At 63.0% G+C, this 15,277-nt stretch carries 13 protein-coding genes; 8 read left to right on the forward strand and 5 right to left on the reverse strand.

What is annotated here, in order from left to right; translation table 11 throughout:
- Positions 1-4: 4 nt before the first annotated feature.
- On the reverse strand, positions 5-1,321 hold the full coding sequence (locus ACOGJC_RS14885; RefSeq protein ID WP_419845777.1) for a DUF427 domain-containing protein: 1,317 nt from the start codon (positions 1,319-1,321) through the stop codon (positions 5-7).
- Between the two features lie 56 nt (positions 1,322-1,377).
- On the opposite strand from ACOGJC_RS14885, the gene ACOGJC_RS14890 reads away from it, so the two are divergent.
- From ACOGJC_RS14890 to ACOGJC_RS14900, 3 genes are read left to right on the forward strand one after another with little or no spacing between them, the layout of a single operon-like run.
- Positions 1,378-2,595, forward strand: coding sequence for a CaiB/BaiF CoA transferase family protein (locus ACOGJC_RS14890; protein ID WP_419845778.1), 1,218 nt, complete (start codon positions 1,378-1,380; stop codon positions 2,593-2,595).
- The gene (locus ACOGJC_RS14895; RefSeq protein WP_419845779.1) at positions 2,595-3,701 is read left to right on the forward strand and encodes a zinc-binding dehydrogenase; all 1,107 of its coding nucleotides are present in this window, start codon (positions 2,595-2,597) and stop codon (positions 3,699-3,701) included. The genes ACOGJC_RS14890 and ACOGJC_RS14895 overlap by 1 nt, the downstream gene beginning before the upstream one ends.
- Before the next feature lie 6 nt (positions 3,702-3,707).
- Positions 3,708-5,213 carry a neocarzinostatin apoprotein domain-containing protein gene (locus ACOGJC_RS14900; protein ID WP_419845780.1) on the forward strand — a complete coding sequence of 502 codons (1,506 nt, stop codon included), beginning with the start codon at positions 3,708-3,710 and terminating at the stop codon, positions 5,211-5,213.
- On the opposite strand, the gene ACOGJC_RS14905 is transcribed toward ACOGJC_RS14900, so the two are convergent.
- Positions 5,210-6,358: a cytochrome P450 gene (locus ACOGJC_RS14905; RefSeq protein ID WP_419845781.1), complete on the reverse strand. Its 1,149-nt coding sequence runs from the start codon at positions 6,356-6,358 to the stop codon at positions 5,210-5,212. The two genes, ACOGJC_RS14900 and ACOGJC_RS14905, sit on opposite strands and share 4 nt — an antisense overlap.
- A 46-nt stretch (positions 6,359-6,404) precedes the next feature.
- Here ACOGJC_RS14905 and ACOGJC_RS14910 point away from each other — a divergent pair, with 46 nt between their 5' ends.
- Together ACOGJC_RS14910 and ACOGJC_RS14915 are read left to right on the forward strand one after the other, a co-directional pair.
- Positions 6,405-7,154 carry an SDR family NAD(P)-dependent oxidoreductase gene (locus ACOGJC_RS14910; protein ID WP_419845782.1) on the forward strand — a complete coding sequence of 250 codons (750 nt, stop codon included), beginning with the start codon at positions 6,405-6,407 and terminating at the stop codon, positions 7,152-7,154.
- Between the two features lie 50 nt (positions 7,155-7,204).
- The gene (locus tag ACOGJC_RS14915) at positions 7,205-8,362 is read left to right on the forward strand and encodes an amidohydrolase family protein (RefSeq protein ID WP_419845783.1); all 1,158 of its coding nucleotides are present in this window, start codon (positions 7,205-7,207) and stop codon (positions 8,360-8,362) included.
- A 60-nt stretch (positions 8,363-8,422) separates the two neighbouring features.
- Here ACOGJC_RS14915 and ACOGJC_RS14920 read toward each other — a convergent pair whose 3' ends face one another.
- On the reverse strand, positions 8,423-9,061 hold the full coding sequence (locus tag ACOGJC_RS14920; protein WP_419845784.1) for a TetR/AcrR family transcriptional regulator: 639 nt from the start codon (positions 9,059-9,061) through the stop codon (positions 8,423-8,425).
- A 161-nt stretch (positions 9,062-9,222) separates the two neighbouring features.
- Between ACOGJC_RS14920 and ACOGJC_RS14925 the strand changes: the two genes are divergently transcribed.
- Positions 9,223-10,710, forward strand: a complete 1,488-nt coding sequence (locus ACOGJC_RS14925) for a glycoside hydrolase (protein WP_419845785.1) — start codon at positions 9,223-9,225, stop codon at positions 10,708-10,710.
- 12 nt (positions 10,711-10,722) lie between these two features.
- Positions 10,723-11,505 carry a TauD/TfdA dioxygenase family protein gene (locus ACOGJC_RS14930; protein ID WP_419845786.1) on the forward strand — a complete coding sequence of 261 codons (783 nt, stop codon included), beginning with the start codon at positions 10,723-10,725 and terminating at the stop codon, positions 11,503-11,505.
- 4 nt (positions 11,506-11,509) lie between these two features.
- Here the strand turns inward: ACOGJC_RS14930 and ACOGJC_RS14935 are convergent, their stop codons facing one another.
- Together ACOGJC_RS14935 and ACOGJC_RS14940 are read right to left on the reverse strand one after the other, a co-directional pair.
- Positions 11,510-13,087 carry an acyl-CoA dehydrogenase gene (locus ACOGJC_RS14935; RefSeq protein WP_419845787.1) on the reverse strand — a complete coding sequence of 526 codons (1,578 nt, stop codon included), beginning with the start codon at positions 13,085-13,087 and terminating at the stop codon, positions 11,510-11,512.
- 27 nt (positions 13,088-13,114) lie between these two features.
- Positions 13,115-13,585, reverse strand: coding sequence for a Fur family transcriptional regulator (locus tag ACOGJC_RS14940; RefSeq protein ID WP_419845788.1), 471 nt, complete (start codon positions 13,583-13,585; stop codon positions 13,115-13,117).
- A 318-nt stretch (positions 13,586-13,903) separates the two neighbouring features.
- Here ACOGJC_RS14940 and ACOGJC_RS14945 point away from each other — a divergent pair, with 318 nt between their 5' ends.
- On the forward strand, positions 13,904-15,256 hold the full coding sequence (locus ACOGJC_RS14945) for a metal ABC transporter solute-binding protein, Zn/Mn family (protein ID WP_419845789.1): 1,353 nt from the start codon (positions 13,904-13,906) through the stop codon (positions 15,254-15,256).
- Positions 15,257-15,277: the final 21 nt, after the last annotated feature.

The raw sequence follows: 15,277 nt of genomic DNA on the forward strand, positions 1-15,277 counted from the left end.
GGGTTCACATCGCTGAGGTGAAGCCGCCGATCTGCTTGGGGTCGGTGTCGAAAGACCTCACCATGGCATGAAGCGAGTAGGAGGCCACCAGGCGCCCGTCCTGGGCGAATATGCGGCCTTGGCCCTGCACATGGCCCCGGCCGGCGTAAATGGCGGGATTCTCGTAGAGGTGCCAGTCGCCGGCGTCGGCATCGTCATGGAAAGACATGTCAACGGTCATGGGGCCGGTCGACAAGGTCTTGTGGGCCAGCGCCTCGGTGATGCCCTGGAAGGGTCGCATCGACGCGCCAATGGTGTAGTGGGTGGTGGCCTGGGCCAACAGGGCAGCCTGCATGACCGGGGACTCAGGGCGGTCGCGATAGCGCATCCACACGAACAGCTCCGGGGGCCCCACATCATCGGGGTCGAAGTTGTAGGCCCCGTCCACCACCCGGATGTCGCGTCCGATCACCTGGAAGTCCCGCAGCGGACACTCCAGCGGTCCAGGCACATCGGGCATCTCCGCGGCCACCCGGTAGACGTCCTCGGCGCCGCTGTCGAGCAGTACCAACCCCACCGAGCACAGCTTGTCGTGCTGGACGATGCGGGTCTCCACGGTGGAGTAGGTCCGGCCTTGGCGCAGCACGTCTACTTCGACAGCCAGAGGGGAGTCGAAGCGGGCCGCTTTGGTGAACACCATCGAAGCCGACACCACCCGTTGGTCGGGCACGGTCTTGGACGCCGCCACGATGCCTTGGCCCAACAGTTGGCCTCCCTCGATCACCTGGCGGGGCCGGAAGCGTTCGGGAATATCCACGAAGGTGCCCAGGGGAGGGTCGGGGAATGACGGGCTGACAAATCGCCCCTCACCGTCGGGAACCACGTCGATCAGCCGGGCCAAGTCGGCGGCCGTACCCCAAACCGGGAAGCGGTAGGCCACCACGTCGCCGTCGTCCTCGGCCACCTCTTCGAGGAGCGCGACTTGCACCCGATCGGTGTAGAAGGCCACGTGACCCTCAAGACCCGCCACTTCGGGGAACGGTTGTTGGTAGGCCCAAACCACGTTCTCCCCGGTTTCGTCGCCAACGGTCAGCGACCAGTAGTCGGCCTCGCCCTTGAACGGGCACACCGTGTTCAGGTCGGACTCGGCGAAGTGCTCCCACACCACATCGCCCATCGGGAAATAGAGCTGGTCTTGATGATCCGACTCTTTGACGATCAAGCAGAAGTCACTCTCGGCCACCACCGCACCGTTGAACGTCGCTCGCCCCTGGCCCGACCACGGGACGAGGTCGATGGCATATCCGGGGTACTGACTCCAGGCAGACTCAATCTCGCTCATAACGAGAGCGTATTGCTAGCGTCCCCGCCTAAGGGAGCGGGAGAGAGAAGTTGACCATGGTTCAACCAATGGAGGGCATTCGCATCCTGGATGTCTGCGATCACACCTTTGTGCCCGCCGCTTCGGCGGTGCTGGCCGACTGGGGCGCCGATGTCATAAAGATCGAGCACGCCCAGCGGGGCGACGCTGCTCGGGGCCTCGCGTCCAGCGGGGCGCTCGACCTCAGGGGTCAGGTCCACGCCATCATGGAACACGCCAACCGGGGTAAGCGCAGCCTCGGCCTCGACCTCCAAACCGAGGAGGGGATGGCGATACTGCACCGGCTCATCGCCATTTCCGATGTCTTCCTCACCAACAAGCCGCCCAACGTGCGCGAGCGGCTGCACATCACCGAGGAGGAGGTGCGGCCCCACAACGAGAGCATCGTGTACGCCGCGGGCACCGCGTGGGGTCCCAAGGGGCCCGAGGGCGATCGGGGAGGCTACGACATGACCTCGTTTTGGGTGCGTTCGGGGGCGGCCATGGGCACCTGGTACACCGACGATGAGCGCATGCCTTCTCAGCCGGGACCGGCCTTTGGCGACTCGATCGGTGCCATGACCATTGCCGGGGGAATAGCCACCGCGTTGTTCCACCGAGAGCGGACCGGAGAGGCGGTCGCGCTGGAGGTGTCGCTGCTGGGCACCGGACTATGGGCTATGGGAGCGGGCGTGGCCATGTCACACGTCAACAACACGCCGTGGCGGCCGGTCGACCTCAGCGGTCTCACCCAGCCGCTCCTCGGCAACTACGTCACCGCCGACGGCTACACCATCAACATCACCTGCCTCCAGCCTCTCCCGTATTGGCAGGAGTTCTGCCGGGTGATCGACCGCCCAGAGCTGATCGAGGACGAGCGATTCGCCACCTATGACGCGCTTATGGCCAATGCCAAGCCGGCTCGGGATGTAGTGGAGGAGGTGGTGGAGAGCCGCACCCTGGAAGAAGTGCGGGAGCTCTTTGCCGACTTCTCCGGACAGTGGACGCCGGCGCTCGACACCCTCGAGATAATCGACGACCCGCAGGTAGAGGCCAACGGCTACGTTCAAGATGCCGTAAGTGAAAACGGGATTCCCTTCAAGTTGGTGGCGGTTCCCGTCCAGTTCAACGGGGAGCCGGCCGCCCCGGGACGGGCACCGGGGTTCAACGAGCACGGCGACGAGATCCTCACCGAGAACCTGGACATGGACTGGGATGAAGTCATCGACCTGAAGGTCAAGGGGGTGGTCGCGTAATGAAGGCCGCAGTCGTATATGAGGCCGGGGCGCCCATCGATGTGGTGGAGTTCACCTCTGGCACTGTCGGTCCCCATGATGTTCGGGTCAGGGTTGGGGCCAGTGGCCTGTGCCACTCAGATGTCGCGGTGCAAACCGGAGACCTGCCGTTCCCTCTCCCGATGATCCTCGGCCACGAAGGCGCGGGCGTCGTGGAGGAAATCGGAAGTGAGGTCACGACTTGCCAGGTGGGCGACCATGTGGTGCTCTCGGCCCTGATCCACTGTGGGGTGTGCCGGAACTGCCTCAAGGGCCGGCCCAACCTGTGCTCCGCGAATCTGGATCTGACTTTCACCGGCACCGATTCCGCTAACGGTGAGCCGCGCATGGCCGATTCCGATGGCCGCGGTCTCTACCAATTCTCAGCGATCGGCACCCTCTCAGAAGAGCTCGTCTGCAACGAGAGGCGTGCCATGCCGATCCCTGGCGATGTGCCGCTGGAGATTGCCGCGATGACCGGATGCGGCGTGCTGACCGGCACCTCGGCCGTGTTCAACCGGGCCAAAGTCCAACCGGGCTCGTCCGTGGTGGTGATCGGCTGCGGCGGTGTGGGTCTCAACGTCATCCAGGCGGCTGCGCTGGCCGGGGCCAGTGCGATCATCGGGGTCGACCTCCACGACGACAAACTGGCCATGGCCCAGGGATTCGGGGCCACCAACCTCGTTAAGAACGACAGCCCAGAGTCGACGGTGGCGCATATCTTCGAGCTAACCGGGGGCGAAGGCGCCGACTATGCCTTTGAGGTCGTCGGCATACCGTCGCTGGTGCGACTGGCCTGGGATTGCCTCCGTCAGGACGGCACCGTCGTGGCCATCGGCGTCCAGCCCGTCGGGGCGTTGACCGAGCTCCCCGGCCTGGAGTTCTGCATGACGGAGAAAACCCTCATGGGCTGTGTGTACGGCACATCGCGCCCCACCACCGACATTCCGATGTTGGTGGAGATGTATCGCCAAGGCCAGCTTGAGATCGAAAAGCTCATCACGCACCGTTTCGAGCTTGAGGAGATCAACGGTGCCGTGGAGAAGATGGAAGACGGCCACAACGCCCGCGGGGTCGTCGTATTCTGAGACGCAATGTCGGACTCGGTGGGCCGCGTCGCGGCCATTATCTGCGTCTCTGCTCTAGGGGCAGCTCTGCTGCTGTCATGTGGGTCGTCTGCTGAACAATCGGGCCAAGCTCCCAGAGATGCCCAGGTGCTCGACAGCGCCGCCATGAGTCCGACCCCCGCTGCCGAAGCGACTCATGTCGAACCCGAACCAACCGCTGAAGCCCCAGTGGTGACTCCAGCCCCTGAGATCCCCACTGCCACTCCTGATAGCGAAACCCCTGTCGCCGACGAGCCAGACCAGACTGCCACCGGAGTTGGCTACATCGAAGAGGTCTACACCGACCACCAGCGCCCGACTCCGGCGAGCGGAAATGACGCCGGCCGGGACAGCCGCACACTTCGAACCTTGGTTGTCTATCCCGCCGCGGTTGATGACGCGTCCGTAGCCGTTGAGGGGGCGGGACCCGTGGGAGGCCCCTACCCGCTGGTGTTGTTCGCCCATGGGTTGGGCGGCAAGCCGGAATGGAACTTGGAGCTTCTTTCTGCCATAGCCGCCGGTGGGCACGTGGTGGTGGCCCCGGAGTTTCCCCGAACATCGGGGCGGAATTCCCCTGGCCCCGACCCCGCTGACACCGGATCTCAGCCGGGGGACTTGAGCTTTTTGATCGACACCCTCGTCCAACTCGGCAGCGACCCACAATGGCCGCTGGCCGGCATGGTTGACGACAGCCGAATCGCGGCAATCGGGCATTCCAATGGAGCGATAACCGTGCTGGGCATCGGAGCCAACAGCTGTTGTCGAGACGAGCGGGTTGACGCGGTGGTGGCCATGGCGGGACCGCCAGCGCCCTTCGACGGCGAGTACGACTTCACTGCTACGCCGCCTATCTTGATCATTCACGGCACCAAGGACCCATTGATTCTCTACGCGACCTCACCAGTGCTGTTCAATGAGGTCTCAACAATCAAGGGCCTGCTGACCCTTGAAGGCGGGGACCACGGATCGTGGCTGGGTTCGGGCAGCGACTTCTTCGACGACGTGGTTACTACCATCCTGGATTTCTTAGCCGTGGCTCTCGGCGGCGACGGCCAAGCGGCGGTCCGCTTGCAACAGCCCCGCTCGTCACCCAATGCAGAGTTGGTGTTCGCGGCCGAGGCCGATTCCGGTTTGACCGTGGAGGTCGAGATGCCCGAGCTCAACCGCCAGGCATGGGCCGAGCCGACAACCGGGCTGGTCGACGGGCAGACCGTGGTGGTCACCTGGAGCGGTTACCTCCCCGAACAAACCGTGAACGTTCTCCAGTGCTCGCAAGGCGGCACCGAAGGCTCGGGGGCCTGCGACTTCACCAACGCCAGGATCTTGCATCCCAATCCCACTGGCGATGGATCGGTGGAGTTGACGATCATCGCCGGGGTAGTCGGCACCGGGGTATGCGATGCCACCGTGGACGATTGTGTGATCGCGGTCAACGACTCGGGGATTCTTGAACCGGATGCCACGATCCGAATTCCGATCAGCTTCGCTCCTTAGGCCCGAACCTCAACTGAGCGGGGGCCGCGGAACTCGAAGCCGTGGATTTCGATCTGCTGGTGAGGCTCGAGGGCCAGATTGGGGAAGCGGGCGAAGAGGCGTTCCACTCCCACCCGTACTTCCTGGCGGCCGAGCCATTCGCCGAGGCAGCGGTGGGTGCCAAGGGCGAAGGCGGCATGAGTGCCCTCTCGGCGGTCGAGGTCGATCTCAGCGGGGTTCGACCAGTGCGACTCGTCGAGGTTGATCGACCGCAGCACCCCGCTCACCAGTTCTCCGGCCTTGATGGACGATCCGCTGATCTCGAGATCCTGGGTGGCCTGGCGGGTGATGGTTCCAACTGGGCTATAAACCCGGAAGACCTCTTCGATGAGCCGGCGCAGCTTGGCCGGAGCGGCATCAATCTGGGCCTTGAGATCAGGGCGGGTCAAAAGAACCCAGGTCACCATGCCGATGCCGTCTCGGGGCTCGTTGATGCCGCCGGAGATCATCAGCCGCACGTTGTTGACGATCTCCTCGGGCGTTGCCCCCTCCCGGACAAACCAGGAGATCGCCGAGTCGTCATCCCCGGCCGACGCGATCCGCTCGGCGATGGCCGCCCCCAAGTCGGCCTTGGTTTGCTCGCCGATGGCGGTCAGCCCCGGGTCGTTCTCGAAATTGGCCAGATCGGTGCAGAGTCCCTCGCACCACGACCACATCCGGTCATATCCGTGGGCATCGAGTCCCAGCACGGTAGCCAGGGAGCCCGCGGAGAGGGGCTGGGCGTAGTCGGTCATCAGCTCAAAACCGGCCGGGTCGACCGCGTCGAGCAGTTGGTCGGCCATTGGCCCGAGTTCTGCGGTGGCGAAGGTGCCGCTGCGTCCGCCGGGCTGAAATGGCGGCTGCATGATGGCCTGGAGGCGGGTGTGCTTCGGGGGATCGCAGGTGAGCATGTTCTGCCCCAGTGCCCGGGCCAGAAACGACGGTTCGGTCGCCGCGCTGAACAGTTCCGGATTATCCTCCATGTAGACCACGTCATCCCATCGGGTGACCAGCCACATCTCCATGGCCGGCACCCAGGCCACCGGCTCCTCGGCCCGCAGCCGAGCCAGAATCGGATCGGGGTCGCTCTCCAATTCGGCCAGCGTGATGTCGGTGCCTAGCGTCATAGACCGACTGCAAGCATAGGATTCCGGGCGTCTAAGGGGTGGCAGTATGAAACTTGAAGGCAAGGTAGCGATCGTCACCGGAGCAGGGGGCGCCGGAGTGGGAGGGTTGGGGGTTGTCTACGCCCGAGCCCTTGCCGCCGAGGGCGCCGCGGTGGTGGTCTCAGACATCGACGGCGAAGCGGCAATCCGCACTGCCGAAGACATTGCTTCGTCCGGGGCTCAGACCATTGGCGTTCGCTGCGATGTCGCTCTTGAAACAGACATCGAAGCCATGGTGCAGGCCGCCACCAGCGCATTCGGCGGGGTGGACATCCTGGTTAACAACGCCGGCTTGGCCCGGGGCAAGTGGAGCGACGCTTTGCCGCTCTCCAAGGACGAATGGTTGGAGATCCTGGCGGTGAACACCGTCGCCCCCATCATGTGCGCCAAGGCCTGCGCGGCGTCCATGCGAAGTCGGGGCGGTGGGGTCGTCGTGAATCAATCGTCGAACGGCGCTCTGATGGACGCCGGGGCCTACACGGTGTCGAAGCTCGCGCTCAACGGTGTCACTCGCGTGCTGGCCGATGAGTTTGCCGACGACAACATCAGGGTCAACGGCATCGCACCGGGAATGATGACCGCGAAACTCCCCGAGCAACAGGTCAAAACACTCTTGGCCCGCCAGACCGTCCGACGACAGGGTCAGCCCGAAGATCTCGTGGGACTGCTGCTGTATCTGTGCTCAGAAGAGTCGAGCTTCATGAACGGTCAAACCGTGGTGATCGACGGCGGTATGGCCCGCAGCCCGAAGAACTGATCCAAGACCCACTATCTGACACCAGCGGAGGTGTGGGGCAAACTGGGGACATGGCCAACGCTGAGCTCGTTATCGACGTCGACACCCACGTGACTGAGCCCCCTGACACCTTTGTTTCCCGGGTTCCCGCCAAATTGAAAGACCGGGTGCCCCGGGTGGAGCGCACCGACGAGGGCAAGGATCACTGGTTCGTGGGAGGAGAGGTGTTCTCGTCGGTGGGAATGACCGCGGTGGCCGGTTGGCCGGAGCCATTTCCTGCGGGCCCTTCGGTGTTCGAGGAGATCCACCCGGCGGCCTATGACGCCAGTGAGCGATTGAAGCTAATGGACGAGCAGGGAATCTGGGCCCAGGTGCTCTATCCGAACGTCGGCGGCTTTGGGGCGCAGCACTTCTTGAAGCTGAAAGACCGCGAGCTCATGCTGGCCTGCGTACAGGCCTACAACAACTTCCAATTGGACTGGATCTCGCCCGATCCCCGGCGATTCGTGGCCGTCATCTCGACCCCCTTCTGGGACATTGACGACACGGTGGCGGAGGTCGCTCGGTGCGCCGAACTCGGCCACCGGGCTGTTTTGTTCACCGGCGAGCCGCAGCGATTCGGGCTGCCGTTGCTGGGCGACCCCCACTGGGATCCGCTGTGGTCGGTGGCCCAGGAGGCCGGTCTCCCCATCAGCTTCCACATCGGCAGCGGCGACACCACCACCGGGTTCACCCCTGAGCGGATGGCGGCCCATGGCAAGCCTTCGACATACGCCTACGCGTCGCTGGAGATGTTCCTGAAAAACGGCATCCAGCTCACCGATCTACTGGGATCTGGTGTGCTGCCTCGTTATCCCGACCTCAAGTTCGTGTCGGTGGAAAGCGGCATCGGCTTCATCCCCTTCGTGCTTGAGGCGGTTGACCACTCCTTCAATGAATGCGGTGGACTCGACCATGCACCCAACTTCGAGATGCTGCCCAGCGAGTACTTCCGCCGCCAGGTCTACGCCTGCTACTGGTTCGAGGAGACCGCGCCCCAGCGACTGCTCGACAAGATCGGCGTCGACAACGTGCTGTTCGAGACCGACTTTCCCCACCCCACCTGTCTCTACGGAAACGTCCGCGAGCGGATCGAAGCTTCGCTTGCCGGCCACAGCGAAGAAGTCAGGCGCAAGCTGCTCTGGGAGAATGCGGCTGCCCTCTACAACATTGAGGGCCCGGAAGGGTAGGGCCGGGAAGCGGACGAGGTGTCCCTAGTCAGCCGCGCGTCGCCCAAGGGAGGCTGCGTCCTAGGCGGCGAGGGAGTCGAATTGGCCCAAGATCAACTCTTTTAGGCTGCGGAGTCGGGATTCGACGTAGGTTTGATTTAGCGGCGAGCCGGCGACCGCTAATCCGCACAAACCGCTCGCGGCGGCATCGGTGAGTGCCATCAGACGGCCGGATGTCTCTCGGTCGAACTGGGATCCGAAGAATGCGGCGCAGGCATCGGCGAGCCCCTGGAATTCCCGAGCGCCATACCATTCTGCTAGTTCGTCTGATCGTTCCTCCATTGCGTAGTAGGAACTGAATGCTGCGCAGTAGCGGAATGCGGATTCTTGCGATGGATATGCGGCAAAGAGAGCATTCAGACAGTGCCGAGCAGCATCGAGTCCGCTGACTCCAGTAGGAACTCCTGCTCGTGTGGCTTCGAGAATTGACTCCAGCATTTGGTTGTACACGACGAATGCAATCGCGCCGCATTCAGGGAAGTGGCGATAAACGGTGACTCTGCTCACCCCCGCCTGCTCAGCAATTTCCCCCATAGTCGTCGAAGCAATGCCCTGCTTGAGAAATAGCACCCGTCCCGCTTCAACGATTGCAGAACGACTATTCGTTTCTAGATCCTCATGATCGGAGCGGTATTTTCTGAGCTTGCTGGAGTCTGCCATTCAAGTAACCATACACTTCAGGAATCATTGTGTCGCATCCAAGAATGAGGGCCTCATTATCGGGCCCACCTTACTGAAATCTCATCGTTAGGCAATAAAATAGTTACAAAACCGTTATGTTTGCTCGTGCGGCATTGACCGACAAGTGGTTCTGAGGGCAGATGTTCGAACGACGCGCCTACATGCTGGATATTTCAAGAGACCGTGTTCCGACGCGGGACACCCTGGAGTGGTTGGCGGACGCATTAGCAGCACTTGGATTCAATGAGATCCAACTCTACGTGGAGCACACCTACGCCTACACCGACCACAAAACAGTGTGGGAAGGAGCTTCACCCCTAACCGCTGACGATCTGAGATGGCTGGATCGTGTCTGCGAGGTCCGCGGCATCGACCTGGTGGGCAACATGAACTGCTTTGGCCACATGGGGCGTTGGCTGGCCCACGAGCGGTATCGCGGTCTTGCCGAATGCCCGGAGGGCGCGCCTGCGCTCTTCGGCTCAGGCGCCATGCCGCCGGGGTGTCTCGCTCCGACGGTCGAAAACGCCGCGTTCGGTGTGGCTCTCGCCCGGGAGTTGGCCCGATCCATTCGCAGCCGCCGCCTCCACATCGGAGGTGACGAGCCGTTCGAGTTGGGAGAAGGCGTATCGGCTTCGGACGTTGCTGAGCGGGGCCGGGAAACCGTGTATATCGAGCACCTGTCGAGGATTATCGCCCCGCTCGTAGACGATGGCTATGAGGTGATGTTCTGGGCCGACCAATTCCGCCGAGATCGCTCCCTTGTCTCCAGAATTCCCCAGGGGGCGATCCCTGTTGTTTGGAACTACGAGGCCCCTTCGGATAGCGGGTGGATGTCGTTTCTGCCGACCGAGCTGATCGACCGGCTTGGTTTGCCTGAGGACATGCATCTGGGGTTCGAGTCCCATGCCCGTTTGTTCATCGAAGCGGGGAAGCCCTTTTGGGTGGCTCCTGGTACCAGCAGTTGGAACACCCTTATCGGTCGCAATGTGAATGCGGCCGCCAACATCGCCGACGCCGTGGCGGTCGGCACCTCCTACGGGTCGCCGGGATTCCTGTTGACCGACTGGGGCGACAACGGGCATTTTCAACCGCTGGCGGTCTCCCTCCCGTCCATGGTGCGGGGCGGCGCGGCCGCCTCCGGAGCGCCCATCGACGACGAAGCCGAAGTGGCCCAGCGCATCGATGAGCTCTTGGGCTGCGAGAAGGGAGTCGGAGCGCTGATTGATCGCTTGGGCTGTATCGGCGAAGAGTTGGGGATGGTGTCTCCCAACTCCAGTCCCATATTCACGTCGCTGTGCTCCATCGGAATCCCCGGTTTCGGAGAGCCTGACCCCGCGGGAGTCGCCCATGGGATGGAGATTCTCTCAGAGGCCAGGGAGCGGTTCTCCCAGCCAATTGGCGGTCCTCGGGGCCCGGTGGTGGCTGCTGAGATGGCGGCGGTGTGTCAATTTGCCGAACTCGGGCTGCGGCGGCTCGCCGCGGAGCACGGCCTGGATGTCAAGGCTCCCGTGGCCCGCGATTTCGACGAGGCGGTGCAGGCCCAGCGAGCCGCATGGCTGCTTTCCAGCCGACCTGGTGGCCTAGACGATTCGATCGACAAGCTGATCGGCCAGTCAGCAGCTGGTTAGAGTTTCTCAACCATGGAGATCCGGCAACTGGCAGGGGCCCTGGGCGCGGAGGTGCTTGGACTCGATCTGACTGGGCAGATTTTCGACACCGACTTTGTCGCGGTGCGCGACGCGCTCCATGTCAACGGGGTCATCTGCATCCGTGATCAGGGGGAGATGACCCCAGAAGACCAGCTCGCCTTTGCTGCCCGGTGGGGAGAGATCTCAATCCACCCCTACGTGCCGTCGATCGAGGGGTATCCGGGGATCATGAAAATCTACGACCCGAACCCCATCACCCAGACGTGGCACTCCGACTCGACCCACATGAGTGACCCCCACGCCTACACCCTGCTCTTGGCCCGGGTGCTTCCCAAGGTGGGCGGCGACACGATGTTTGCCAGCGCAGTCAGGGCGTTCCAGTCTCTGTCCCCTCGACTTCAAGACATGCTCCGCACGCTCTCCGCGGTTCACGAGGGCACCAGCCTGGCCGCCGATGCCGGCTTGGACCACGAAGCGGTGATGGCTGTCCACCCGGTGGTGAGGGCTCATCCCGACACCGGTGGCGAAGCGCTGTTCGTCAACGACAACTATGTGACCCGCATCGATGGGTGGACCCCGGAGGAGAGCCAGCCCTTGCTGGAATACCTCTACAGGGTCATCGGGCGCTACGAGAATACGTATCGACACCGTTGGCGCGACGGCGACCTAGTGATCTGGGACAACCGGTCTACTCAGCATGCCGTAGTAGGCGATGTGGCTGGCGAGGAGCGCGTGCTCCATCGGGTCACCATTGCCGGAAGCGCCCCCGCTTAGAGGATTAGCGGGTGAGGCTGGCCAGCTGATCCAGGTGCTCGGCGGTCGTGCCTTTCCGGGCCTGGGCGGCCCAGGCCCGCTGGGTGAGGGGAGCGAGATTGTGGTCGTCGTAGTATCCGTCGGCTCCGTGCAACTGATGGGCGCCGGCCAACACATCCAGCAGGAATTCGTTGCCGGTCACCTTGGCGGCTGACACCAGATAGTCGCGCTGCGGGCCGGGAGGGGCGAGGGCCGCCTCCGCAGTGGCCAGCTCCATGGCCTCGACAGCAATGGCCATGTCGACAAAGCGATGTCGGGCGACCTGGAAATCACCCACGGTTTTTCCATAGAGCGGCCGGTTCAGAGCGTCCTGTGCCGTCAGGGAGAGGACTTGCCGGGCGTCGGCGGCCATATCGGCACAAGCGGCGAGCACGGGATCATCGCTTTCACCGCTGGGGTGAGGGTTCGCGGGTGGGTCTTCGCTCAAGAGGGCAGCCGCGATCATGTCCCGGTGGGTCTCGTTGGCCCCCACGGAGATCGTCGGGTGGAGGGCCTCCAAGGCGTCGTAAGCATACGGAGGCCCTTCGTCGAACAGCGGCGTCCATTCCGTCTGGGTTGGTCCTGCGGCCGATCGGGCAGTGCGGGCGATGTCTTGGAGCAACTCGGTGGCTGTCACCTTCACGACCGACGCCTCATATCCCACCGGGCGGCCCGCGATCTCGTAGTCGATCAGTCGTTGGCAGAAAGCTCGGACCTGAGCCGCGCCCCCGTGGAGTCGGGCCCGCTGCCAATCGGGAACCCCCGTGGGGAGCCGCATCAGCCATTGTTCGATCCATCCGTAGTGGGCCAGAGAACCACGCTCCGCGCCAACCGCGGCCATGACCTGAGGCCAGCCGTATCCCACTTCGCCCAGCAGACAATTCTCGTCAAGCCGTACCCGTTGGAAGGCAACCTCACCCAGAGTCCAGCGGTTGACGGTAGGCCTTCGACGCACGTGAACTCCGGGAGCATCCAGGGGTACCAGGAACATCGACATCGAATTCCGGGGTTGGGCCTCGGTGTCGGTAACCGCCAACACCACCGCAACGCCGGCTTTGTGAGCCCCGGTTACGTGCGACTTGGTGCCCGACAACTCCCAACCCTCAGCGCCACGTATGGCGGTTGTTGAGATGGCGGCCAAGTTGTTGCCCGCACCGGCTTCGCTATAGGCGATCGCGCCCATCATTTGGCCTGAGACCATGGGCGTTAGCCAACGCGCCTTTTGGGCCTCGGTTCCATAGCGGGACAGAACGAATCCGCACAGCGTGACCCCGGTATCGATGGACGGTGCACCGAAGAAAGCAGCCTCCAGGTCGTAGACGTGCTTCCAGGCTCGGGACTTGCCGAGCCCACCGTCGACTACCGGAAGAGAGACGGCCAGCATGTGCCGCCGAGCGGCTTCTCGTTGATGACGCTGTTCGAAGGCCCAGTCAAGGCCGGTGAGGTCGGTGGGGTCGACGTGGCCGGCTACCACGTCGGGGGCCATCTCTGAGTTCAGAAACTCCCTGATGTCATCGCGCCATGGGAGCAGTTCAGGGCTCAGTCGAAGTTCGGTCAGCCGCATTGTCCAGGGCGAAGCCTCGGTAACGGTTCAGCAACGGGCGCAGTGCCCGTGAAGGTCGAGGCTGTGTTGGATAGGGGTGAAGCCGGTTCGGTCTGCGATCTCACTCAGGCTTTTGTCCACCAAATGTTCGATGTCGCTGTCGAGATGAATGTCTTCAATGTTGCCGCAGCTGACGCAGATGAGGTGGTGATGGTGGCCGAGCAACGGTTCGGCCAATTCGAAGTGGGAGTAATCACCTCCCGAGTTGATCCGCCGGATGACACCGCAGCGAACCAGTATGTCGAGGTTGCGATAAGCCGAGCTCCGGGCCATTTTGGGATCTGCTCCCACGATGTCGGGCAACGTCATGGGCTGCCCGGCTCGGGCCAGGATCTCAACCAGTTGCTTTCGACCTTTGGTATAGCGGTGATCTTGCTGGGCCAATCGGTTGCTGATTTGGGAGTGCAGCTCGATGAGGGAATTCCTGTCGATCGCGCCCGGTAGTGGTTGCCCAGTCATTCGCGTTCTCTATTTTAGGGGCTTACCTCGGATGGCACCGACGCACTTCTTGAACAACCCTTCGGCGAGGATGTGGATCCAGTCAGTCCCGCAGTAGTCCCTAGACATTGTTCACGGCGGGCGCACCGGCATTTCCACCAATACCGACAGCATTCGCATACCACCAGGGGGAGGGCGAATACCACCCCCATGATCGCAATGAGCTGGCCGATGATGTACAGCGCGTGGACTATTGCCGCCATGGTCTTCCTTTTCGCCGGAGCGCCTTTCGAATGGTCTGTTTGCCATTGACGCCGACCCGGGAATAGGTTTGCAGGAATGGGACTCATTATCAATTCTTCTAGACGAGTTGCCTTTCGTGCGGCGCTATTGCTGGGCGCACTGGCCTTGATTGCTTCGGGGTGTGGGAACGACGATGCGGCTGAGTCCGAAGGTGTCCCGACAATCGTGGTCACAACATCGATATGGGGCGACGTGGTGGCAAATGTGGTCTGCGATGGGCTGGCCGACGTGGTCACCCTCATTCCGACTGGCGGAGACCCCCATTCCTTCCAGCCCTCGCTGCAAGACCGGGGCCGGATGGAAAGCGCCCCGCTGATTGTGGCCAATGGTCTCCATTTGGAAGAGGGCCTTGAGGACACTCTCGAAGCGGTGGAGGAAGCCGGGACGCCGATATTCCATATGGCAGACCACATCTCGACCATCGAATTCGGTTCGAATACCGTGCAAATGGGCCACGACGACGACCACGAGGACGACCACGGCCACGAGGACGACCACGACGACCACGACGAGCACGACGACGACCACGACGAGCACGACGACGACCACGAGGACGACCACGGCCACGAGGACGACCACGACGACCACGAGGACGACCACGGCCACGAGGACGACCACGACGACCACGACGAGGACGACCACGACGACCACGACGACCACGACGACCACGACGACCACGACGAGCACGACGACCACGACGAGCACGACGACCACGACGAGGACGACCACGAGGACGACCACGACGAGGACGACCACGACGACGACCACGAGGACGACCACGACGAGGACGACCACGAAGACGACCACGAGGACGACCACGACGAGGACGACCACGAAGACGACCACGGCCACGCCCACGGCGGGGAGGACCCCCACGTGTGGTTTGATCCCATTCGAGTCGCCGATGTGTTGCCCGCGCTCAGCCAAGCCCTGGCCACGCAAGCGGGCCTCGATGCTGAGGCTCTAGATGAGTGCGTTGCGGCCTATCGCGGCGAGCTAATTGCTGTGGACGACGAAATCGAAGGCATCTTGGCCCCGCTGCATCCTGAGGATCGTTTGTTGGTCACCAACCACGATGCCCTCGGTTACTTCGCCGATCGCTACGGGTTCCAACTGATTGGGACCGTCATTCCGGGTGGCTCCACCCTGGGCGAGGCCAACCCCGCGGGGCTCCAGGAACTGGTTCATGTGATCGAAGAAACCGGTGTAGCGGCCATCTTCTCGGAGACGACGCACAGCACCGATGACGCTGATGCCCTCGGCCGGGAGGCCGGTGTCAAGGTGCTTTCCTTGAATACCGGATCGCTGGGTCCCGCGGGCAGTGGCGCTGATACCTACATCGGGTTCATGCGCAGCAACGCACAAGTGATCGCTGAAGGGCTCGGTTGATCAACTCGGTCACTAGATTGG

The sequence above is a fragment of the Candidatus Poriferisocius sp. genome (assembly GCF_965204015.1).
In the GTDB taxonomy this organism is placed as follows: Bacteria; Actinomycetota; Acidimicrobiia; order Acidimicrobiales; family Bin134; genus Poriferisocius.